Origin of the sequence: Fodinibius saliphilus, assembly GCF_005869845.1 — a bacterium.
GTDB classification, from domain to species: domain Bacteria; phylum Bacteroidota; class Rhodothermia; order Balneolales; family Balneolaceae; genus Fodinibius; species Fodinibius saliphilus.
In genome coordinates, this window is the sequence record NZ_VAWF01000001.1 from 387764 (window position 1) to 410309 (window position 22546).

At 40.7% G+C, this 22546-nt stretch carries 21 protein-coding genes and 1 pseudogene; 17 read left to right on the forward strand and 5 right to left on the reverse strand.

Translation table 11 applies throughout. From position 1 onward, the window contains the following. Nucleotides 1-17: 17 nt before the first annotated feature. From FCN14_RS01540 to FCN14_RS01590, 11 genes are all read left to right on the forward strand, one after another. Nucleotides 18-1946 carry a TonB-dependent receptor plug domain-containing protein gene (locus FCN14_RS01540; protein WP_138429328.1) on the forward strand — a complete coding sequence of 643 codons (1929 nt, stop codon included), beginning with the start codon at nucleotides 18-20 and terminating at the stop codon, nucleotides 1944-1946. Nucleotides 1947-1956: 10 nt separating this feature from the next. After that, the gene (locus tag FCN14_RS01545; RefSeq protein ID WP_138429329.1) at nucleotides 1957-3024 is read left to right on the forward strand and encodes a YncE family protein; all 1068 of its coding nucleotides are present in this window, start codon (nucleotides 1957-1959) and stop codon (nucleotides 3022-3024) included. Nucleotides 3025-3197: 173 nt separating this feature from the next. Continuing rightward, nucleotides 3198-3704 (forward strand): bifunctional adenosylcobinamide kinase/adenosylcobinamide-phosphate guanylyltransferase, encoded by a 507-nt coding sequence (locus FCN14_RS01550; RefSeq protein WP_138429330.1) that lies wholly within the window; start codon nucleotides 3198-3200, stop codon nucleotides 3702-3704. 76 nt (nucleotides 3705-3780) lie between these two features. Next, nucleotides 3781-4824 (forward strand): nicotinate-nucleotide--dimethylbenzimidazole phosphoribosyltransferase, encoded by a 1044-nt coding sequence (gene cobT / locus FCN14_RS01555; protein ID WP_138429331.1) that lies wholly within the window; start codon nucleotides 3781-3783, stop codon nucleotides 4822-4824. After that, nucleotides 4824-5582 carry an adenosylcobinamide-GDP ribazoletransferase gene (locus tag FCN14_RS01560; RefSeq protein ID WP_138429332.1) on the forward strand — a complete coding sequence of 253 codons (759 nt, stop codon included), beginning with the start codon at nucleotides 4824-4826 and terminating at the stop codon, nucleotides 5580-5582. Before cobT ends, FCN14_RS01560 begins: the two co-directional genes overlap by 1 nt. After that, nucleotides 5567-6133 (forward strand): alpha-ribazole phosphatase, encoded by a 567-nt coding sequence (gene cobC / locus FCN14_RS01565; RefSeq protein ID WP_138429333.1) that lies wholly within the window; start codon nucleotides 5567-5569, stop codon nucleotides 6131-6133. The genes FCN14_RS01560 and cobC overlap by 16 nt, the downstream gene beginning before the upstream one ends. Beyond that, a complete protein-coding gene (locus tag FCN14_RS01570; protein ID WP_138429334.1) occupies nucleotides 6130-6873 on the forward strand; it encodes a Dph6-related ATP pyrophosphatase in 744 nt (247 codons plus the stop codon). Before cobC ends, FCN14_RS01570 begins: the two co-directional genes overlap by 4 nt. Nucleotides 6874-7366: 493 nt before the next feature. Beyond that, a complete protein-coding gene (locus FCN14_RS01575; protein ID WP_138429335.1) occupies nucleotides 7367-10951 on the forward strand; it encodes a vitamin B12-dependent ribonucleotide reductase in 3585 nt (1194 codons plus the stop codon). Between the two features lie 186 nt (nucleotides 10952-11137). Further along, nucleotides 11138-11815: a BON domain-containing protein gene (locus FCN14_RS01580; RefSeq protein WP_138429336.1), complete on the forward strand. Its 678-nt coding sequence runs from the start codon at nucleotides 11138-11140 to the stop codon at nucleotides 11813-11815. Between the two features lie 127 nt (nucleotides 11816-11942). Next, nucleotides 11943-13160, forward strand: coding sequence for an ABC transporter permease (locus tag FCN14_RS01585; RefSeq protein ID WP_138429337.1), 1218 nt, complete (start codon nucleotides 11943-11945; stop codon nucleotides 13158-13160). 106 nt (nucleotides 13161-13266) lie between these two features. Continuing rightward, nucleotides 13267-13470, forward strand: a complete 204-nt coding sequence (locus FCN14_RS01590; protein WP_138429338.1) for a hypothetical protein — start codon at nucleotides 13267-13269, stop codon at nucleotides 13468-13470. 46 nt (nucleotides 13471-13516) lie between these two features. Here the strand turns inward: FCN14_RS01590 and FCN14_RS01595 are convergent, their stop codons facing one another. From FCN14_RS01595 to FCN14_RS01615, 5 genes are all read right to left on the reverse strand, one after another. After that, nucleotides 13517-14353: a 1,4-dihydroxy-2-naphthoyl-CoA synthase gene (locus FCN14_RS01595; RefSeq protein ID WP_171032844.1), complete on the reverse strand. Its 837-nt coding sequence runs from the start codon at nucleotides 14351-14353 to the stop codon at nucleotides 13517-13519. Nucleotides 14354-14391: 38 nt separating this feature from the next. Continuing rightward, nucleotides 14392-15225 carry a 2-succinyl-6-hydroxy-2,4-cyclohexadiene-1-carboxylate synthase gene (menH, locus tag FCN14_RS01600; RefSeq protein ID WP_138429340.1) on the reverse strand — a complete coding sequence of 278 codons (834 nt, stop codon included), beginning with the start codon at nucleotides 15223-15225 and terminating at the stop codon, nucleotides 14392-14394. Next, nucleotides 15210-16913 carry a 2-succinyl-5-enolpyruvyl-6-hydroxy-3-cyclohexene-1-carboxylic-acid synthase gene (gene menD / locus FCN14_RS01605; RefSeq protein WP_138429341.1) on the reverse strand — a complete coding sequence of 568 codons (1704 nt, stop codon included), beginning with the start codon at nucleotides 16911-16913 and terminating at the stop codon, nucleotides 15210-15212. The genes menH and menD overlap by 16 nt, the downstream gene beginning before the upstream one ends. Beyond that, entirely contained in the window at nucleotides 16906-18366 is a 1461-nt protein-coding gene (locus FCN14_RS01610; RefSeq protein WP_138429342.1) for an isochorismate synthase, read from the reverse strand. The genes menD and FCN14_RS01610 overlap by 8 nt, the downstream gene beginning before the upstream one ends. A 381-nt stretch (nucleotides 18367-18747) precedes the next feature. Further along, the gene (locus tag FCN14_RS01615) at nucleotides 18748-19002 is read right to left on the reverse strand and encodes a DUF4290 domain-containing protein (protein WP_138429343.1); all 255 of its coding nucleotides are present in this window, start codon (nucleotides 19000-19002) and stop codon (nucleotides 18748-18750) included. A 197-nt stretch (nucleotides 19003-19199) separates the two neighbouring features. On the opposite strand from FCN14_RS01615, the pseudogene FCN14_RS01620 reads away from it, so the two are divergent. From FCN14_RS01620 to FCN14_RS15670, 6 genes and pseudogenes are all read left to right on the forward strand, one after another. Further along, nucleotides 19200-20180: pseudogene (locus tag FCN14_RS01620) on the forward strand (PLP-dependent cysteine synthase family protein); the annotation flags it as partial. A gap of 51 nt (nucleotides 20181-20231) precedes the next feature. Then, the gene (locus tag FCN14_RS01625; RefSeq protein ID WP_138429345.1) at nucleotides 20232-20552 is read left to right on the forward strand and encodes a DUF3467 domain-containing protein; all 321 of its coding nucleotides are present in this window, start codon (nucleotides 20232-20234) and stop codon (nucleotides 20550-20552) included. Between the two features lie 14 nt (nucleotides 20553-20566). Then, the gene (locus FCN14_RS01630) at nucleotides 20567-21424 is read left to right on the forward strand and encodes a murein hydrolase activator EnvC family protein (protein ID WP_138429346.1); all 858 of its coding nucleotides are present in this window, start codon (nucleotides 20567-20569) and stop codon (nucleotides 21422-21424) included. Between the two features lie 43 nt (nucleotides 21425-21467). After that, nucleotides 21468-21941, forward strand: coding sequence for a bactofilin family protein (locus FCN14_RS01635; protein ID WP_246043075.1), 474 nt, complete (start codon nucleotides 21468-21470; stop codon nucleotides 21939-21941). A gap of 6 nt (nucleotides 21942-21947) precedes the next feature. After that, entirely contained in the window at nucleotides 21948-22160 is a 213-nt protein-coding gene (locus FCN14_RS01640; protein ID WP_138429348.1) for an AtpZ/AtpI family protein, read from the forward strand. 1 nt (nucleotide 22161) lies between these two features. Next, nucleotides 22162-22545 (forward strand): ATP synthase subunit I, encoded by a 384-nt coding sequence (locus FCN14_RS15670; protein WP_171032773.1) that lies wholly within the window; start codon nucleotides 22162-22164, stop codon nucleotides 22543-22545. Nucleotide 22546: the final 1 nt, after the last annotated feature.

Genomic DNA, 22546 nt, shown 5'->3' on the forward strand with positions numbered 1-22546 from the left:
GTTTCTACGAGGATTTTATGATAAAACTATATATTCGCTATAGCACAGCTATATGTTGTTGTGCCCTTTTTCTTACACACAATCTTACGTACGGACAAACAGTAAGTGATACGCTTCAATTTGATGAGATTGAAGTGGTAGCTACCCGTATCTATCAGCCACTGAACTATCAGCCTACGAATGTTGAGGTAATAGATTCAGTACAGCTTCAGATGTTAAAGACATTATCAGTTGCTGAAGTATTAGCAGCAGAATCCTCCCTAGTGATAAAAGACTATGGACCCGGAGGTATGGCTACAGCTTCACAACGGGGGCTCTCGTCTGAGCAAATACAGGTATTGTGGGAAGGAATTCCAATCAATAGCCCAATGCAGGGACAGACTGATCTGTCACTTTTACCGGCCAGTTTCTTTTCTAATGTGCAAGTTAGTTCTGGTACCCCCAGTACCGCTTTTGGTGGAGGAAGTCTGTCAGGTGCATTATATCTTGGATCTGATTGGAAGCAGAAAAGCTACGTTACCATGCACCAAGGCATAGGCTCCTATGGTCAGTGGCAAACATCGCTGCAAGGTAAATATAGCTCATCAACTGGTACTTATGTGGCATATCGTGGGCTGTACGACTATGGGGAAAATGATTTTAAGTATTTTAGTCGAGCCTACAACACGATTGAACAGCGTGAGCACAACCGAAGCAAGCGTTATAGCATGATGGCTTCGGTAGGTAGAAAAAACAAAAAAGAACGATGGAAGACGACTTTCTGGATTTCAGATAGTGAAAATCAGATTCCCGGAGATATACTTAGCACAGATCCCCAAGCTCAACAAAATGATAAGTCTATGCGATGGTTGAGCTTGTATAATGTAGATTGGGGCAAGACAGATATATCATTTAAAAATTATATGGAACGAGTAGAACTAAACTACTTTGATCCGAGTATTGGTACTCACAGTTTAAGTACTATAAAACGGTGGATGGTTAGTTCTACTGCTACTCATCCTGTAAGCAAACACCTTTTTTTAAAGGGAGAGATAAGCGGTGAGCTGACTGGCGTTGAGACGAATAACTATAACAACATACGGAATCGCCGGCAGTTTAGTGCTTTGGCTAATCCTGAATTTATATTGGCGGATGAATATTTGCGTGTTTATCCGGCGTTACGTTTAGATATTTATAGCGATTTTGGAACGATAGTCAGTCCTTCCTTAGGTGTTAACTATGAGCTTTTTGAAGAGCGATTATTTATTCGCGGGCAACTTAGTAGAGACTTTAACCCTCCTTCATTTAATGCTCTTTATTGGGGAGAAGTAGGAGATCCCAACCTAAAGCCAGAGCTCAGCAATAGTGCTGAGCTGGGTCTTTCGTTAAGTGAAACCCCTTTTATAGGGATAACCACTTTCGACCTAACGGGTTATTTCAGTAAAGTTGATAATGGAATTCGCTGGTATCCCGGTGGATCCGGGCAGTGGGCTCCCAGTAATGTTGAACAGGTTACTACAAAAGGGATAGAAGCTCATCTAAAGAATACTTTTCTGCGGGGAAATCTATGGTCTTTAAAAGTAGCTCAAAAAGGAATATTAACAGATACTGAGATTTCAGAAGCTCGGTTCCCCGGAGACCAAGGGGTGGGTAATCAAGTTCGGCTTGTGCCCAAATGGAAATATAATGCCTCTATTACAATTAAACGAGACTATGTAACTACTGTCTTGAAATACCGATGGATCAGCAGGAGATATTTAACAGAAAATGAAAATATCAATAATTCATTGGACCCTTATCAAGTGGTTGATGCTCATGTACAGTTCAAAAAAGCATATCAAAACTTTGATCTTGAGGTACAAGCTGTTGCCAAAAATATTCTTGGAGAGGAATATGAAATCATTAGCTGGTACCCCATGCCAAAACGGAATTTTAATTTTTCAATAACTGCAACTTATAATTTCTAACATAATAACGATGAAAAAACGATACTCTTTATTTCTCTTGTCACTGGTAATTTTAATCGTATCCTGCGACAAAGATAATGATAACAACCCCGCTCCACTTGAGGATTCTGCAGCATATGTGGTTAATGAGGGTAACTTTAGTGATGCAAATGGATCAATTACAAGCTATAGTCCTGAATCCGGAAGTACCATCTTGCAAGCCTTTGATAAGGAAAATGGCCGTCCATTGGCAGGTTATTTACAGACCTCTAAAAAGGTAGATGAACGCATTTATATTGTATCTAATAAGGCCGACAAAATCGAAATTATTGACTATAAGACCTTAGAAAGCAAAGGAACCATAGATTCTTTTGAAAAAGCACCTACTGCTATTGAAATAGTTGATGGAGTTGCATTTGTAGGAACAGCAGATTTTAAAGGCGCTACAGATTCACTTAGAATGTTTGACTTGGCATCTTTTGAGAAAAAAGAAGCAGCAATAGAAGTCGGAAATACTCCCCGTGATATAGAAAGAGTAGGAGACAACCTTTATGTCAGTAATAATGGCTTCGGATATGGTAATACCGTTTCAGTTATCGACCTTTCATCCAATGAGGTTATTGAGACCATTACTGTTGGTGCCGGTCCTAATGAGTTGATTGTAGATAACGAAGAACGAGTCTGGGTCGTTTGCAATGGAAGAAAATCTTATTCTGAAGGAAGTTCTGATGTTCCTGGCAGTGTCTATATTATCGATGGGAATTCTGCAACTGTAATCGACTCTATTACCGAAGGTATTACTTTAGGTGCTCAATCTTACCAAGAGAGATTGGTTCTGAATTCCGAGAAGGCAGAAGCATATCTTCTTAACAACGGTATTAGCGTCATTGACATGAACTCTTATACTATTAAAAAGAATATTGTTAATGAGTCATTTTACGCGATCGGTTATTTCCCACTGCAACAGAGTATTTATGTAGGTAAAAGCAATGGAACTTCTCAGCCTGGAAAGGGATATGTATATGACCTGGAAGGTGCGCCCGTGGATTCTTTTAATGTAGGTATTATCCCCCATAAGTTTCACTTTACTAGCAACTGATACCCTATAAAGAGAGGCGTATAATCGGACTCCCCTAAGGTCCGATTGTTGAGCCGTATAATTCTGGATGGGTTCGCCTGTTCAGGATTATTTTTTAGATAGTTGCAGTTGAAAATAATTGCTATCAGATTAAGATCTGAGTCACACAAAAAGGATAACTTAGCATATATAACATGATACACTTAATTACCGGTGGCCAGAGATCCGGGAAAAGCAGCAGGGCTCAAGAGTTTGCTCTTTCATTGACCGACAGTCCCGTTTATGTGGCTACGGCTCGTGTTTGGGACGAAGATTTTGAACAGCGCGTAGAGCGCCATAAGGATGATCGCGATGAGCGGTGGAATACCCTTGAAGTGGAAAAAGCGCTCGGAGATATCAAAGTTGAGAGAAGAGTTGTGGTTGTTGATTGTATTACGCTCTGGCTTACTAACTTTTTTATGGATACCGACCAAGATGTCGATCGGTCTATGGAGTTGGCCAAGGATGAACTTGAAAAATTATTTGAAAAGGATTGTACCCTTATTTTGGTCACTAACGAAATTGGTATGGGTACACATGCTCACACCGAAAGTGGCCGAAAATTTGCTGACATGCAGGGCTGGATGAATCAGTTTATTGCTGAACGGGCTGACAATGTTACTCTCATGGTCTCAGGTATTCCGGTAGAAATAAAAGGATAAGCATATAACTGTGTGTTTTCCTATGAAAGTTATCTTAAATGTAGGATTACTTTTTTTTAAAACTGTATTTATATAGATGAAAGAATTTAATATATCAGCAGTAAACAAAAATTTAGAAGAACCCTTACAGCATAAAATTGATAATAAGACCAAACCCGTAGGAGCACTGGGCAGCTTAGAAGATATTGCTCTTAAAATTGGACTTATACAGCAGGATCTCGAACCCCAGCTTAAAAATCCACTTTTAGCTGTATTTGCCGGTGATCACGGTATTGCTGCCGAAGGAATAGTGAATGCATATCCTCAAGAAGTAACGGCACAGATGGTGCTAAATATGGTTGGGGGTGGGGCGGCCGTAAACGTATTTTGTGCTACACACAATATCGCTACAAAAATTATTGATGCAGGTGTGGCAGCAGAATTGCCATCCAGCGAAAAGTTAATAGATCGAAAAATTGCCGCCGGTACCCAGAATTATAGTCATACTCCCGCTATGTCTGCTAAAGAGTGTAATAATGCTATTGAAGCAGGGTCCGAACTTGTTAGCCAATGGCATAATAGAGGAACCAATATTATTGGCTTTGGCGAAATGGGTATTGGCAATACCTCTTCTGCCTCTATTATCACCAGTATACTAACAGGTTACTCTATTGATGCATGTACGGGTAAAGGAACGGGGCTTGATGAAGAGGAGGTAAGCCAGAAGGCCACAATACTTGCAAAGGCCATTGAAGCCCATGATATTGATGCCGATCCGTTTTCTGTGTTACAAACATTTGGTGGATTTGAAATTGCCATGATTGTCGGGGGCATACTGCAGGCTGCAGAGCACCAGATGATTATTTTAGTAGATGGTTTTATTGCTACAGCCGCTTTTATGGTAGCTTGTGAGTTGTATTCCAAAGTACGTGATTTTGCTATTTTCACTCATACATCCGACGAGCAGGCACATCGTATTCAGCTGGATTATCTGCAGGCAGAACCGCTGTTGCAGTTAGGAATGCGACTGGGGGAAGGTACCGGCGCGGCAATGGCATATCCCATTATAGAATCTGCTGTTAACTTCTTAAATAATATGGCATCCTTCAAAGATGCTGCCGTATCAAAAGGAGATAATTAATGAAAAGAGAACTACAGGTATTTCTGACGGCTGTAATGTTTTTCACTAAAATTCCGTGTCCCCAATGGGTAGACCATTCTCCGGAGTTTTTGAATGAAAGTGCCCGCTATTTTTCTCTGGTGGGTATTATTGTAGGCAGCGTAGGGGCAGCAGTATTTTGGGGATTTAACTTCCTCTTTCCACAAACGATTGCCGTATTGCTAAGTATGTTGGCAACAATATGGGTGACCGGGGCTTTTCATGAAGATGGGTTGGCCGATATGTTTGATGGTTTTGGTGGAGGGTGGACCCAGGAGCAAATCCTCAGTATTATGAAAGATTCACGCATTGGTACCTTCGGCGTTGCTGGTCTGACTGGCATTCTTGCATTGAAGTTTCTGAGCCTTAACGAATTGCCTCCTTTGGCTATCCCTTTTCTTCTTATTGCTGGACATGCTGCTAGTCGATTTTTTGCTACTACTCTTATTATGACGCATGATTATGTTCGGGGCGAACCCTCCAAAGCCAAGCCGGTAGCCCAAAAAATGTCCCCATTTTCCATAATTTTAAGCGCCGTATTTGGATTGCTGCCACTGTTTTTGATACCACACTCATGGATTTGGCTTAGCCTTATTCCCATGATTAGTGTATTGGCTTATCTGGGTTGGTTTTTCAACAAATGGATTGGCGGTCATACCGGCGATTGCAGTGGGGCCACACAACAACTTCTTGAAGTAACTTTTTACCTTTCAGCAGTAATTATATGGACATTTATTTAATTCGACACACGACACCGGATATCGAAGAAGGCATTTGTTACGGGCAAAAAGATATTGGTTTAGCCGTTGATTATGCAAATGAAGTAAATATTCTAAAGAGAAAGCTTCCAAAGGGCTACCATAATTTTACTACTTATAGCAGTTCTCTTGAACGGTGTAAAAAATTAGCTGACGAACTAGCTACGAAAGAGCCTATCACAGATGATCGCCTGATGGAACTCAATTTTGGGGATTGGGAAGGTCGGAAATGGGATAATATAAGCCAGAATGAACTGGGTGAATGGATGGAAAACTTTGTTGAGGTCGTATGCCCCGGTGGAGAATCGTATCGGCAGTTACATAACCGGGTAGAAGCATGGTGGAAGGAGCAATTAGAGGGGAAAGACGATCAGTTGCTTGTGATAACGCATGGAGGGGTTATTCGCTGTCTCCTAAGTTTGGTGTTAGGTATTCCATTGGGAAATAGTTTTCAACTGACCATAGATTACGGAGGCGTTTCTAAAATATCTCGTCGTCATAATAGAAACTCAGTAAGATTTATCAACAGATGAAAAGAGCATTGTTCAATTGGAGCGGAGGAAAAGACTCCTCCTTTGCTTTACATCGTGTACTGCAGGATGGTAACTATGAAATTGCGGGATTGCTTACGAGTTTCAATAAGGCTAATAAAAGAGTGTCTATGCACGGCATTCATCAAAAGCTGGTTGAAGAACAAGCTCGGCAAATCGGCCTGCCGTTATATCCACTGATGCTACCGCAGGATTTAGGGATGGACAAGTATAATGCATATATGGAGCAAAAACTCTTGAGTTATAAAAAGAACGGGATCAATGTCGGAGTTTTTGGGGATATCTTTTTGGAAGACCTCAAAAATTATCGAGAGAAACAGCTTAAAAGTATTGGAATGGAAGCACATTTCCCGTTATGGAAAAAATCAACTGCAGAGCTATCACAAAAGTTCATTGACGATGGATTCAAAGCAATTGTCGTGTCTGTCAGCGGAGAGAAATTAGACAAGTCTTTTGTAGGGCGGATTTATGATGAGTCTTTTATCGGGGCGTTGCCAATAGGAGTCGATCCCTGTGGAGAAAATGGAGAATTTCATACCTTTGTTTTTGATGGCCCTATCTTTAAAGATGCTGTGCCTTTTACGATAGGGGAGACCATAAAACGATCTTATGAACTACCTAATGATGATGACTCTCACTGTTTTCAGGATGATGCTGCTCCGCCTGATGAATGCATTTACTGGTTCATGGATTTACAAGTGCCGGAAAAGAAGACACATTAATAGAATAGAAGCTATTAATCATTCAAAAGGCTAGTAGTAGAGTCTTCTTCAACAATGGAGTAAAAGATCTTTTTACCCTTATATTACTAGTAGTAGATAACTTATTTAATGCTTGAGTGATGAGGAGTTCTGTATTTTCTAGCACAGACCACTATTTTGATGAAAAGCTCGTTTTTATACAAATATTAAAAAATATTAATATTAATAAACGAACTTGATCCAATTAGCAGGGTATGAGGTGGGTTTTTTTATAGTTCTTAAAAAGTTATCCACAGGATGTGGATTTCTTATGACAAAATTGAGATAAAAATAGTCCGGGTTACTAAATGTATTGTGGATAACTTTAACCTTTTGTGGAAAAGTAATTAGCTAATTTACTTGCTCCAAAAAGCTAGTCCTTTATATTTAACTGATGGAGAGTGGCGATTTTTTTTAGTGCATTTAAAGCCTTCCATACTAGTCAAAATAATTTGTAAGTAACCGGAGAATATTTATGAAATTTACACGCTTTTATACTCAGGAAGAGTGGGATAGCCCTTTTGGAGATATGAAGTTTGAGAGTCGTAAATCGGAGATCAAAAATCCCGACGGCTCAATGGTCTTTTCAATGGACGAATTAATTGTACCGGCTTCTTGGTCGCAGGTGTCAACAGATGTTATTGCCCAGAAGTATTTTAGAAAAGCCGGTGTTCCTAAGAAAACGAAAAAAGTCAAAGAAAAAGGAGTGCCTAAATGGCTTCAGCGTTCTGAGGCGGATGAAGAGGCAATGAAAGATATTGATGAAGAGGAACGATATGGCGGAGAGTTTGACAGTCGCCAGGTGTTTCATCGATTGGCTGGTTGCTGGACCTACTGGGGATGGAAGCATGATTATTTCGATTCAGAAGAACAGGCTAAAGTATTTTATGATGAGCTTTGCTATATGCTGGCAAACCAGATGGCAGCTCCAAATAGTCCACAATGGTTTAATACTGGCTTGCACTGGGCTTATGGTATCAATGGCCCGTCACAAGGTCATTACTATGTTGATGGAAAAACCGGCGAACTGACACGGTCTGATGATGCCTATTCCCACCCACAACCTCACGCCTGCTTTATCCAAAGTATTGATGATAACCTTGTGAACGAAGGCGGTATCATGGACTTGTGGGTTCGTGAAGCTCGTTTGTTCAAATATGGTTCGGGTACAGGCAGTAACTTTTCAAAAGTACGTGGTGAAGGAGAGCCCCTGAGTGGAGGTGGTCGTTCTTCCGGTTTGATGAGTTTCCTTAAGATTGGTGATAAAGCAGCAGGAGCTATTAAATCCGGCGGTACCACCAGACGTGCTGCGAAGATGGTGACGCTTGATCTTGATCATCCTGATATTGAAGAGTATGTGAATTGGAAGGTCCGGGAAGAGCAGAAGGTTGCTTCTATGGTTGCGGGCTCGAAAATTTTGGAAAGTCATCTCAAAAAGATAATTAAACTCTGTAACAAACCGGTTGAAATTGACGGTCGTACCTTTAACGGCGCGGTAAGTCGGGATCCGGTGAAAAACAAAGAGCTTGGGAAAGCGATTAAAGAAGCCAAAGAAGATCAGGTACCATTAAATTATATCGAAAGAGTAGTTCAACTGGCGGCACAAGGCTTTACTGATCTGGAATTCGATACTTATGATACGGATTGGGATTCTGAAGCTTATCGTACGGTAAGTGGACAGAATTCAAATAACTCTGTCCGTATTCCCAACAAATTTATGAAAGCCGTAAAGGATGATGACCAGTGGGATCTCTACTGGAGAACGGAAAAACGTAAGGCGGCCGAAGAAGGGCGAGAGCCAGATCCGTGCAAGTCAATGCCGGCCCGTAAGCTTTGGGATGATATTGCGCATGCTGCTTGGTCTTGTGCCGATCCCGGTGCTCAGTATCACGATACCATTAATGAGTGGCACACATGTCCTAACGATGGGCCAATTAACGGTAGTAATCCTTGTTCGGAGTACATGTTCCTCGACAATACGGCTTGTAACCTGGCGTCGTTGAACCTGATGAAGTATTTCAAAACGGACGAATGCAACGAGTTTGATGTAGAGGCGCTTCGAAACGCTTCGCGTCTGTGGACGGTAGTTCTTGAAATCTCCGTATTGATGGCACAATTTCCATCCAAAGAGATTGCAGAGCTTTCTTACAAGTATCGTACGCTGGGTCTTGGTTTTGCGAACCTTGGTGCTGCATTGATGGTTCAAGGTGTTCCTTACGACAGTGATGAAGGTTGTGCTATTGCCGGTGGATTGATGAGCATCATCCACATGAATGCTTATAAAACAAGTGCCGAAATGGCGAAAGAGCTTGGTGCTTTTGAGCGTTTCGAAGCCAATAAGGAACCAATGCTGAAAGTTGTGCGAAACCACAAACGTGCGGCTTATAATGTGGATCCTGATGAATATGAGGATCTCACGGTAAAGCCAATGGGTATTGATGCTAATGAATGCCCGGATAATCTCTTAAAGGCAGCCCGTGAAGATTCTGACGAAGCAGTAAAAATGGGTGAAGAGCACGGTTATCGAAATGCCCAGGTAACGGTAATTGCCCCAACGGGTACCATCGGCTTGGTCATGGATTGTGATACAACCGGAATTGAGCCCGATTTCGCACTGGTGAAGTTTAAGAAACTTGCAGGTGGTGGTCACTTCAAAATTATTAACCAATGTGTACCTAAAGCACTGCAAAACCTAGGCTATAGTCCTAAAGAGCGACAAGAAATAATTAACTATGCTAAAGGTCATGGTACATTGGATGGTTGTCCTCATATTAATGAGGAAACACTCCGCGAGAAAGGGTTTGGTGACAAGCAGCTGGATGCCATTGAAGAGGCATTGCCCAGCAGTTTCGAAATCAAGTTTGCTTTCAACCAGTGGACACTGGGAGAAGACTTCTGCAAAGAAGAGCTTGGCCTAACTGACGAGCAACTTGCCAATCCTCAGTTTGATATTCTCAAGTTTCTTGGATTTAGCAAAGAGCAAGTTCAGGAAGCTAACGATTATGTATGCGGTACTATGACCGTAGAGGGAGCACCTCATCTAAAAGATGAGCACCTGCCGGTCTTTGACTGTGCCAATCGATGTGGACGTATCGGAACCCGTTATATTGCACCGGGCGGACACATCCGCATGATGGCAGCAGCACAGCCGTTTGTTTCCGGAGCTATTTCGAAAACAATCAACTTGCCCAACGAAGCAACGGTTGAAGACTTTAAAGATGCCTATATGGAATCTTGGGAGCTAATGCTGAAGGCTAATGCCTTGTATCGTGATGGATCTAAGTTGAGTCAACCACTTAATAGTCTAAGTGATGTTTTCGAAGACTTGGATGAAGAGGACCTCGATGAGGAGATTACTCAAGCTCAGGATAAGGTGGTTGAAACTGCTGAAAAGATTGTTCACAAATATGTGGCCGATCGTCAGCGTTTACCCAGCCGTCGCAATGGTTATACCCAGAAAGTGAAGATCGGCGGACAAAGTGTCTATTTACGAACCGGCGAATATAAAAATGGCCAACTCGGTGAGATCTTCATTGACATGCACCGTGAAGGTGCTGCTTTCCGAAGTCTCACAAACTGTTTTGCAATCGCTATTTCACTTGGGTTGCAGCATGGTGTACCGCTTGAAGAGTTTGTGGATGCCTTTACATTCACAAAGTTTGAGCCCAGTGGTACGGTTAGTGGAAGTCCGCATGTTAAGATGACGACTTCCGTTATCGATTATATTTTCCGTGAACTTGCGGTAACATATCTCGGTCGTGATGATCTGGCACACGTTCCTGCAGAGGATATTATGTCGCGTAAGATGCGACCTTCTGAAGAAGCGAAACAAGCAAAGAAGGCAGATCAGGCCCAGACGGGTACCGCTGATGCGGTTGCAGAGCCAGAACCTGCTACCCAATCTGCAGATAGTGATGATGGTTATCAGAGTGATTACGAGAAAGCAAAAGAACTGGGATACACCGGTGATTCCTGCCCCGAATGTGGTAGTATGACGATGGTCCGCAATGGAACCTGTCAGAAGTGCATAACTTGTGGCTCAACTACCGGTTGCTCGTAACTTTAAACTAATCTTTTATAAGATTTTAAGCCTGGCAAGTTTTGAAAACTTGCCAGGCTTTTTTATTAGGTAAAGCCTAATAAAAACGTTGTTTAAAGCTTCCAGAGGGCAAAAATGGAACAATTTTGATCTCTTCGTTGTTATGTGGCCTAAGTCAAAAAACCGGAATAAAAGTTATTTATCATTATGAGTGTAGAAGTAACAACACGTTCCGACGAAGACATTAAACTAGATGTAACTAAACAGCTTAAATGGGATGCTCGAATTGATGCATCTGATGTAAGTATCACCGTAGATAACGGAAAAGTAATGATTTCAGGACAAGTACCTTCACTTACTGCTAAGTCAGCAGCTACTAATGATGCTTACTTGGTTGAAGGAGTATCTATAGTAGAAAACGAGTTGAATATTGAATTTCCTGATACTGAAACGGTACCTACCGACGAACAGATTAAAAATAATGTAGTAACGGCATTAGCTTTAGATGGCGACCTGAAATCCTATAAGATTGATGTAGATGTTAAGCAGGGATGGGTCACTTTGGAAGGTACCGTTAATGCGTATTGGGAAAAGATCCATGCCAAAAATGAGGTACTTGAGCTTAATGGTGTTATCGGCGTTACCAATAATCTCGGTGTAGTGCCTACCGGTGATTACATGGATGAATCGATCGCTAAAGACATTGTGAGTGCACTTGAACGTAATGTTAATATTTTTGCCGATGATGTAAATATCCGAGTAGAAAATGGCAACGTTACGCTAGAAGGTACGGTTGAAACCTCAAAGGCTAAAAATGCAGCCTTCGATTCAGCACTTTATACACCGGGTGTTGTAAGCGTCGATAATAAAATTATGGTTGTCTAAGTAGTTCTAACCATATAACTTTTCAGAGGCCTGTTGGGTTACAGTGGGCCTTTCATTATTCGCAACAATTTTTTGTGGTGTCTCGTAGGGTTGATTGATTGGTCATCAATTAATCTAACTGTGAAATATGCTTAGTAAATGCTGGATCTCTTTTAAAATTGCCTGCCAAAATATTAAATCCAACCTCTTACATACTTTTTTATCTACCCTGGGTATTGTGATTGGAGTAGCAGCTTTGGTAACTATATTGTCGTTGATAGACGGCATGGAGAATTATGCCCGCAGCCAGATAACTCAAACAACCTCTTTACAGACGATAATTGTTGAAAGCCGCCATAGGTTACAAGTAGATGGAGTTTGGGTGGATAATAAAAACGCTCCGGTATTGATGCCTCAGAACGTTGAACGGTTAAAGCGCAAACTGAATAATGTCTCTTCTGTAGAACTTCGCACCTCCGGATCAGCTACGATTTTTGCTTTGGCCGATACTGCAAAAACGGCCACCTATTTTTATGCTTTGAGTTCTGATTCTCTAAATACTGAAAAAATTAAAATGAAAGCAGGCAGTAATATATTTGATGGGCATAATTCTGCGATAATATCTGAGACATTGGCTAAGGTACTGAGTTCAGAAGATGGGTGGAAATCTACGGTGGGAAGAAAATTTGAAATGCATGGTAATACGTACACGGTTAGTGGCATATTTAATAGGGACAGGGAGGCCAAACGTAGAATCGTGGTTCCATTTTTATCACTTAGTGATGAGGTGATTCGTAATAATGCACCTAAACTGATAATAGATTCCGAGAAGGTAGAGGCCGTAGAAAAGATAAAGTCAGAAGTAGAGAACTGGTTAGCTGCTAACTATGAAAATGCAGAACAGAATTTCCATATTTTTACGAATCAAATGCGTGTGGAGCAAGCCCGAAAAGGAATGTTGCTTTTTAAGTTAATAATGGGATTAATAACGGGCATTGCGGTTGTTGTAGGAGGGATCGGAGTAATGAATGTGTTACTAATTTCTGTAACCGAACGTACTGCTGAAATAGGAATTCGAAAGGCAACAGGCGCCAAAAAGTTTGATATTATTCTTCAGTTTCTTTCAGAATCGGTAACGGTTTCTATTTTTGGTAGTTTTTTAGGTTTAATTTTGGGTATGTTAGTTGCAATGGCAGCAGTACCCATTGTAAAACTTTTTATTGAGGTACCTTTTGAGGCTGGATTTTCGGTATCAACAATGGGAATTATTGCCATACTTGCAGTTGTTATCGGTATTATTTTTGGTACCTATCCTGCCATTAGAGCCGCAAAATTAACCCCTGTAGAGGCGATAAGGAGAGAATAGGTGTTAGATATTTTTCATAATGGTTGTCTGATAAATCATAATAGGTTATTTAGATAGCAATGAATTGCCTATTAGTAATCATAAAATAGTAATTAAGTCAAAGGCTATGATGGGATCATTTGGTGGAATGGAAATATTTATCATACTAATTATAGGTTTACTTCCCTCTCTTATTGTAGTGGGATACTTTTTATGGCTGGCGACCAAAATAAATAAGATAGCACGAGCCCAAGAAGAACAAGTACAAGAGATGAGGAAGCTTATTCGAATTTTTAAGGATGAAAAAGAAGGGAAAAAGATTGAAAGGTAAATATCCCTGATCGACTTCAAAATCGATCAGGGTTTGTTCCCATTTGTTATCCAATCCAAGGGTAATCATCCCAATTGGGATCGCGTTTCTCAAGGAAAGCATCTCGTCCTTCGGTGGCTTCATCTGTCATGTAGGCCAGACGGGTAGCTTCCCCGGAGAACACTTGTTGACCAACCATGCCATCGTCAACTAAATTAAATGCATACTTGATCATACGGATGGCAGTAGGGCTTTTTTTGAGTATCTCTTGGGCCCATTGGTAGGCCGTTTCTTCGAGTTCATCATGGGGCACCACTTTATTAACCATCCCCATCTCAAACGCTTCTTGGGCTGAGTAGTTACGCCCTAGGAAAAATATTTCACGTGCCTTTTTTTGTCCCACCTGTCGGGCTAAGAGTGCTGAACCAAAACCGCCGTCAAAACTGGCAACATCAGCATCAGTTTGTTTGAATGTTGCATGTTCTTTACTGGCAAGAGTGAGGTCACAAACAACATGCAAACTATGCCCGCCGCCCACAGCCCATCCGGGAACTACGGCAATGACAACTTTACCCATAAAGCGGATCATTCGTTGTAGGTCCAGCACATTTAACCGTGGGGTACCGGCATCATCTTTATAGCCGGCTTTGCCACGGACATTCTGGTCTCCGCCTGAACAAAAGGCCCATTTACCATCTTTGGGAGAAGGCCCTTCGCCGGTAAGCAGTACAACACCGATGTTAGCATCTTCACGGACATCCAGAAATGCATCCTGTAGCTCAAAGAGGGTTTTAGGGCGAAATGCATTGCGAATTTCAGGGCGATTTATGGCAATGCGGGCTACGCCATTAGATTTTTTAAAGGTGATGTCTTCGTATTCATTGACGGTTTTCCAATTCATAATAAAATATTCTGTATTTGGTAGTAAGTAATACGGTTTATCTAATTAATTCTGTTGATAAAATGGGTAATCTTTTTAAGAAGCATTGAAGGGTTATCAAGGTGAACCCGGTGTCCGGCTTCGATAGATGAAAATGTAGCATTGGGAAACTGTTCAACCAAATGATTATTTATTTGCTGATATTTCTCATCTTCTGTACCGGCTAGCAGAAGTATCGGTTTATCCCATTGTTGTAATTTATCACATACGGGAGTCATTGTTCCGGTGCCAAATCCCTTTAGCGAAGCCGCAAGAGCAGAGGGATATTGCTTAGCCTGTACGTGATGATAGGTTTCTTGAAGATCGCTATCAACAACAGTTGGAGATTGAAACAGGTCGAGCTTTTGCCATTTGGCAAGAAACGAGTTAAAATTATGTTCAATTTTTTTTGCTCGCTCCATATCGATCTTCCGGCGTTTTGAGCGTTCTTTTTTATTACTGATTCCACAGTTAGCACTTTCCAGAATCATCCCATTAAAACGGTCGGGTGAAGAAAGGGCCGTTTGGAGAGCTAGTCTTCCCCCCATACTGTATCCATAAAGTATTAATGGCGATATGGCCAGTTTATCAATGAGTGCTAGAAGATCTGCCATTTGTTGTTCTTCGCGGTAACGATTAGGATTGGTAGGTTTGCCGGTGTCTCCATGTCCAAGCAGATCTACTGTTATGGGATTACAATATCTTTTTAGTTCCCCAATAAGATGTTCAAACACAAGTCGACTGCCCATAAAGCCGTGAAGCATAAGCAGATAAGGAATATTATCATCTTGCTGGTGAAGCTCATAAGCGTAACCTGTATTATTGATTTCAAGCACTTCCATTAGGAGTATTTCCAAAGCTTTTTCCTGAGCTTCATAGAAGCATCAGCATCTGTTTTACACTCAATAATGGAAAGACCGTTATTATTACTATTACGCATCCATCGTTGCAAGCTGAAATCGTGGAGCTCTGAGAAGGTTTCAATACTATGAAAGGGGATATCATGGGCCTGTACCATCTGTCTGATATCAACAGACTGGGGAGTTTCAAAATAATCAGTAAAATACTTTTCGTGCTGTTCAATGGGGAGCATTCGGAAAATAGATCCTCCCGAGTTATTAATTACAATGATGACCAGTGGGAGTTTCAATTTTTGTTGATTCAGCAGGGCATTACTGTCATGCAAAAAGGCAAGATCTCCTGTTATCAAGACTCCGGCTTTATCTAAAGCCAGGGATAGACCAAATGCAGTGGAAGTAATGCCGTCAATACCGCTGGTACCGCGATTTAAATAAAGAGGGATGCCAGTAGGTTGTTTACCAAAAAGGTTGATATCACGGGCAGGGAAAGAGTTCGATACCATTAGGAATAGATCCCTTGTTAGTTGTGGCGTCAGATGGTCATAAACATGTCCATCGGTTAGAGGGCTTTCTTCTGTAATTTGTTTGTTGGCATATTCTTGGTAGTCAGATTTGGTCTCCTTCCATTTATTAAGCCATTGATCACTATTTTTTGAATGGATTTTATCCGTTGCAATAGGTCGACCAAACCAGGGTATAGAAGAAATTTCAGAAAGGGTTGCATTTTGCAAGGCATGCGTACTGGCAAAATGATAGTGATAGACGGGATTCCACTGTTCAAGCCCAATCTCAATTGATTTAGCAGTAGGCTGGAAACCAAACCGGAGAATAAGATCCGGGGCTAAGTTTTCAAGGTTCTGTTCATTTCGCAGAAATCCTGAAAACTGTTTGATTACATGTTTGCTGTCTATATTGGATTCAGCAATAATAGGGGCATTTATCTTCTCAGCTATTGCCCGGATAGAATCGGTATTATCGCCCGGTGCTAACGGACCAACGATTATAAGAGGATTTTGAGCTTTCGATATTTTATTGAGGAGTCCGTCAGAAAGATGCTGTGTTTCTTTATAAGTAGTTTTATCTGAATCAGGCTGTTCTTTTTTGTCTGGTGTGGATATCGTTTGAAGATATTTAGGATCAGGCTCCAAAGGTTTTCGAAAGGGGAAATTTAGGTGGACCGGTCCACGTTTATTCTTGCTGGCCTCAAACGCTTGTTGGCCAAGTATTTCAAGTCGTTCTAAATCTTCTTCGCTATTTCCTGCTTCCCCAACTTCATGGAAAAAAACAGGGTAATCCCCAAATATTTTGAGTTGATCTATAGCTTGGTTTGCCCCGGTAGCCCTTCGATTCGGAGGGCGATCTGCTGTAGCTAAAATTATGGGCACACCACTTTTACGCGCCTCTATAACTGCCGGATAATAATTGGCCACAGCAGTTCCCGAGGTGCATATTAAAACTGCAGGAGTGTTTGTTGCTTTGCCGATACCAAGAGCGGTAAAAGCCGCAGATCGTTCATCCAGGATAACATGCTTCTGAAAATGTTTATTGGTAGCTGCTGCAAGAGTAAGAGGGGTAGAGCGGGATCCAGGGGATATTATGACATGCTGTACCCCAAGCTGTTGGAGCGTCCGAAAAAAAGTAGCGGTCCAGTTGAAGACAAGATTTCCTGGATTGGAACTAGTCATATTGCAGGGCTGAAAGCATCGGCTTTAATTTAAGGTTTGTTTCATGCCATTCTGCAGATGGGTCAGAGTCCGCAACGATACCGCATCCGGCAAAAAAATGTGCTTCTTTGTCTGTCAGCAAACCACTGCGAATACCAACAGCAAACTCGCCGATTCCTTTGCTGTTTATCCACCCAATAGGACTTGCATACCATCCTCGCGAGAAATTTTCCAGTTTATTGAGATATGGAGCAGCATCTTTCCATGGGTATCCTCCAACAGCCGGAGTAGGATGCAACTGGCCAATAACATTTAACACCTCAGCCTCTTGCTGTAAGTGGGCCCGAATAGGGGTGTAAAGGTGCTGCACATTGGATAGTTTTTTAATTTCAGGTTTAGCACTGCGATAAAAATCGATGGTAAAAGGAATGAGACGCTCTTCAATATCCTTGATTACGAAATTGTGCTCATTTTGATCTTTTTTACTATCGATAAGGTGCTGCCCCAGCTGGGTATCTTCAGAAATGGTTTGTCCCCGTTGAATACTGCCGGCCAGTGCTTCAGTAAGAAAAAGACGACTTCGAAAAGAACCAAGTCGCTCAGGGGAAGATCCTAAAAAAGTACTACCGGACCGATGTATGAGAAAGCTGGAACAGTTTTGATATCGTCTTCGTAGTTTATTCAGTACTTGCGTAGGATTCGTAGCATCGTGCCTTGGTACCGATATTTTTCGAGCTAATACGATTTTTTCAAAATTATTCTCAGAAATTAAATCAGTTGCTTTCTCAACCGAAGAGGTCCACTCTTTATATTCTCCATTCTTTATTTCTGAGAGTGAATTATTCTGAAGAAAAGAGTTAAGTTTTTGTTGGCCATTAAGCTCATCTTTTAGATGGCAGCGTTTGCGTATGGTTTCAAACCTGTCAATTAAATAATTATGAAGCTCGCTGTCGTTCTTAAAGGAGGAAAGGTCTATTGACAGGGTAACCAAATTGAATTTTCCATCTCGAATGATACTCCATTCCGGTATAGTGAAAGAAGCAGGTTCAAAATCCTGCCACAGTCCTTCAGCAATATCATCAAAGAAGGAAAATCCTCCTAGAAACATCATGCCTGAATAGGGATGAGGAACCGAAGAATATTCTCTGCTGATGCGTTGGGTATCTTTAATTGCTTTGCTGACGGTGTTGAACCTATCGGAACCAGCAGCCGAAAGATGCTCTATGGAACCACCCGCTGCAATTGCAAGCTCATCGGTGGGCTTTTCCCAATAAAACTGGTATTCTTCGGTGTCCCAGTTCATTTCAAGATATGCTAAAGGATCTATAGCATCCAGTGTAAAACTAAATGAGGCATACTGTGCTTCTGTATCTTCAAAGAGTTGGGATATAAATGCACGCAAGTTACCCGTTTGTGGTTCTGGGGTATCTATATTTTGGTAATAATCTGTTTTAGATAACGATGCGTTAGCCATGAAATAATTTTATTTACTCTACCTTTCACAACTTTCAATATAAATTGAAAATTGCTTTTTCCATAATATTACACCGTTATTATTTAGATAATGTTCTGTCAGACTCTCTAGTAGTTAATATCTACATCAGTATTAGAACAGAATTGCAATATTATCTCAAATGTTGCTTGCTGTTTACATGAATAGTATAGCACAACTCATGTATGTCAATCTTAAAGATAGAAAATGTCAGGTATCTGCTTTAAGACAAAAAAAGTGAGTTTAGTTCCTTAAGAAAGGTATACTGAAAACTTATTTTTCACTTTTGAAAAGTGACTATCAATATGTGCTAAAACATAGTAGGTACCAATTGAGCTGATATACTCCGCTTATACTATTTGATTATTTCTCATAAGGATTGTAGATGCCGTATTCATTTGGATCATATTCAGCAAGTTCAAAGAAATGGTCCCAGGCTTCAGGGCTTTCCTCATTATCATCAACCCAGTTTGGGTGGCTTTGTTTGATAAGGCCAACGGCACGTTCGGCATATTCAATGCGCTCATCTTCATCCTCAATACGAGGGAGGGAGGCGATCATTCGGTCTAAGTTGTAACCACAATCGAAATCTTTAGGCTTTACTTGTTTTACAAACATTGTGTTGAATTAGCTTAAATTTATGTGATATAGAAGATAACAGAGTTGGTCGTGCGAATAAAGGAGATTTTCTGAATACTATATAATAAGTAGATGAAAGCAAATCCAGATCTTTATTCGGGTAGATAGAACAAAATTCCTATATTTCGGGTCTAATAAATTTTTAATGCTATCATAAAAGCACGATAAAGTCCTTAATGTATTATAATTCAATTCTAGAAACTATCGGCAATACTCCACTGGTAAAACTTAATAAAATAGCCGATGATATTCCCGGTACGATACTTGTAAAAGTTGAATATTTTAATCCCGGGCAGAGTGTAAAAGATCGTATTGGGATTAAGATGATTGAAGATGCAGAAGAAAAAGGACTTATTAAACCGGGAGGGACGATTATTGAGGGAACCTCCGGAAATACCGGGATGGGATTAGCCCTTGCCGCTGTTATTAAAGGGTATGATTGCATTTTCACCACTACAGATAAACAGAGTAAATCAAAAATTGATTTACTTCGAGCTTTGGGAGCAGAAGTTAAAGTTTGCCCTACAGATGTAGAACCCGACGACCCCCGGAGTTATTATTCAGTAGCTAAACGACTGAGTGAAGAAATCCCCAATTCCTATTATCCCAACCAATACGATAATCCAAGTAATGCTCAGGCTCATTATGAGACTACCGGTCCTGAGATCTGGGAACAAACTGAAGGGAAGATAACGCACTATGTGGCTGGTATGGGTACAGGTGGAACTGTTTCTGGGACTTCTCGATATCTAAAAGAACAAAATAAAGAAATAAAGACTATTGGCGTTGATAGCGAAGGGTCGGTATATAAAAAGTTTTTTGAGACCGGTGAGTTTGATAAAGATGAAATTCATTCTTATTTGACTGAAGGTATTGGAGAAGATATCATTCCCGAGAATATGGACTTTGATCAATTGGATGAAGTGATGCAGATCTCTGATAAAGATGCTTTCTTGACTACCCGTGCTCTTGCTGAAGATGAGGGGCTTTTTGTAGGGGGGTCTTGTGGGGCAGCTGTGCATGGAGCGCTTGAATATGCACGAAATAACGAGTTTGGAGAAGAGGATCTGATGGTTATTATTTTGCCCGACAGTGGAACTAGATATGTTTCCAAGATTTTCAATGATGAATGGATGGAAGGACATGGGTTCTTGGATGCTGAATAGGAATAACTTTTTTAACTAATTTGAAGGAAGATTAATAGTAATATGCCAGATCAAACACAGGATCTACAACAAGGACAAATACAAATAGAACTTCCTGAAGAGGAGGCCAGTGGCACATACTCGAACTTGGTGATGATTTCACACTCACCTTCAGAGTTTATTCTGGATTTTATTTCTGTAATGCCGGGAGCACCCAAAGCAAAGGTCGTAAAACGAATGGTGCTTACCCCCGACCATGCTAAGAGGTTGGTAAATGCCCTCTCCGAAAACATTAACCGCTACGAAAAAGAAAACGGTACTATCTCGGATGAGGAAGATATCGATGTTCCATTTAACTACAGAGGACCTACACCTGAAGCATAATTTGGTAACTTCGCATGTTTGAATTCTTAAAACGGCTCTTTAACAACCAAAATCGAGAGCTTACTTTTGTCCTTTTTGACGAAGAGGAGCCCGAATCATCAACCTCTTATCACTTTAAGCCGGCCCAACTTTGGCGATTGTTTTATGGGGCATTGACAGTAGTATGTATCATCGTGTTGCTGCTGGTTATGTTTACACCACTCAGTACGCTACTTTATAATAGGGAAGATGCTCAGCTTCGGGAACGTGCTATTAAAATATCAAAGAAGGTTCAGGCGCTTCAGGATTCATTGGACGCACGAGACACACAGCTTGCAGAGATGCAGCAAGTTATTGCCAGTGGAGCTGATACCTCTTTCAATGTTACCAAAGAATATCAGGCAATTTCTGATCAAAAAAGATCAGAAACTTTGGAACCTGAAACCGTTTCTGATGTATCAATAGACAGAATGTTATCGCAGAACGATATCATTTTTTCAAAGATTTTTGATAGCGTACCGGAATTCCCTACTACTTATCCTATTGATGGGACCTCAACTCGGGGATACAATCCAGAAAGTGGACATTATGGTATCGATATTGCAACTACAAAAGGTACTGAGTTTAAAGCAATTGCTGATGGGGCTATTGTAAATCAAGACTGGACGGTGAATTACGGTTTTGTATTACATATCCAACATAGCAATGGTATAATAACGGTTTTTAAGCATGCAGCAAGTTTATCAAAATCTATTGGTGATATCGTTAAGAAAGGCGATATTTTGGGTACGGCCGGGGATGTTGGAGTGTTAAGCTCTGGTCCTCATCTGCATATTGAAATATGGAAAAATGGTGTGCCCCAAAATCCTAATGCGTATTTAATAAAGTCATAATCATCTTATGTTTAATAATAACAATAAAAAAAAGTCGGAATCTATGAGCTCGAACAAGTCCGGTAAGAACTTGCCTTCTGTTAATATGATTAGCGAAGGAACTCGTTTAGAAGGAACTCTTGATACGAAAAATGATATCCGCATTGCAGGTACATTGGATGGAGAGGCAAAGGCAAAAGGAAAAGTTATTGTCTCATCCACTGGAAAGGTAGAAGGGAATATTGGTGCAGCAGATGCTGATATTGCAGGTCACGTAGATGGAGAAGTGTGTGTATCTAATAAATTAGTATTACGGGAGTCTGCTGTAGTTGAAGGGGATATTTATACTAAAACGATGCTGGCCGAAGAAGGAGCACAGATTAATGGTTCTTTCCATATGGGAGATAATATTGAAAATGAGCTTAAGAACAGTTCTACTACTTCTAAAGTGAAATCATCTAAAAAGACTGACAAGAAGAAGGCTAAAAAGAATGTTGAAGCCGGCAGTAACTCCAAAAAAGATAAGAAAATAGGGTAAGCGATATTGGATACCCCCAAGAACCCAGGTAACTATATGCAGTACCTCTCATTAGGGGGGGAGATTGCAGCAGCACTTGCCGTACCCATTTTTTTGGGATATTGGCTGGATAGTTTTTTTGAGAGTAGTCCGTGGCTGCTTTTAGTAGGCTGCCTGGTGGGGGTTATAAATATTTTTATTCTTATCTTTAAGCTCAACGATCGGCTAAATAAACAGTAGGTTGGAACGAACGTTTCAGGGAATTCTATCTCAATTTATATTACTCTCAGCAGTTGCTCTATGTTGTGTGGCTATTAGCACGATTATGCTCACAAAAGACGCTCTTTTAATGTCAATAATTGCTAACCTGCTTAGCTTTTTTTTTGTGGGCAGCAATTTTTTTGTTTTCAAAAAAATACGAGAAGATAGCTCCGACAGCTTTTATCGTAAGTTTTACCTCTCTTTTGGACTTCGATTTTTGTTTGTTATAGCGGCTTTGGTGGTTGCTTTAAAGGCAATAAAAATTCATCAAATTCATTTTACAGTTAGTTTCATATTTTCTTATATTTTCCATTCTGTAATCGAGATTATTTCCATTAACAAAATACTAGAAACTGATAATTAGA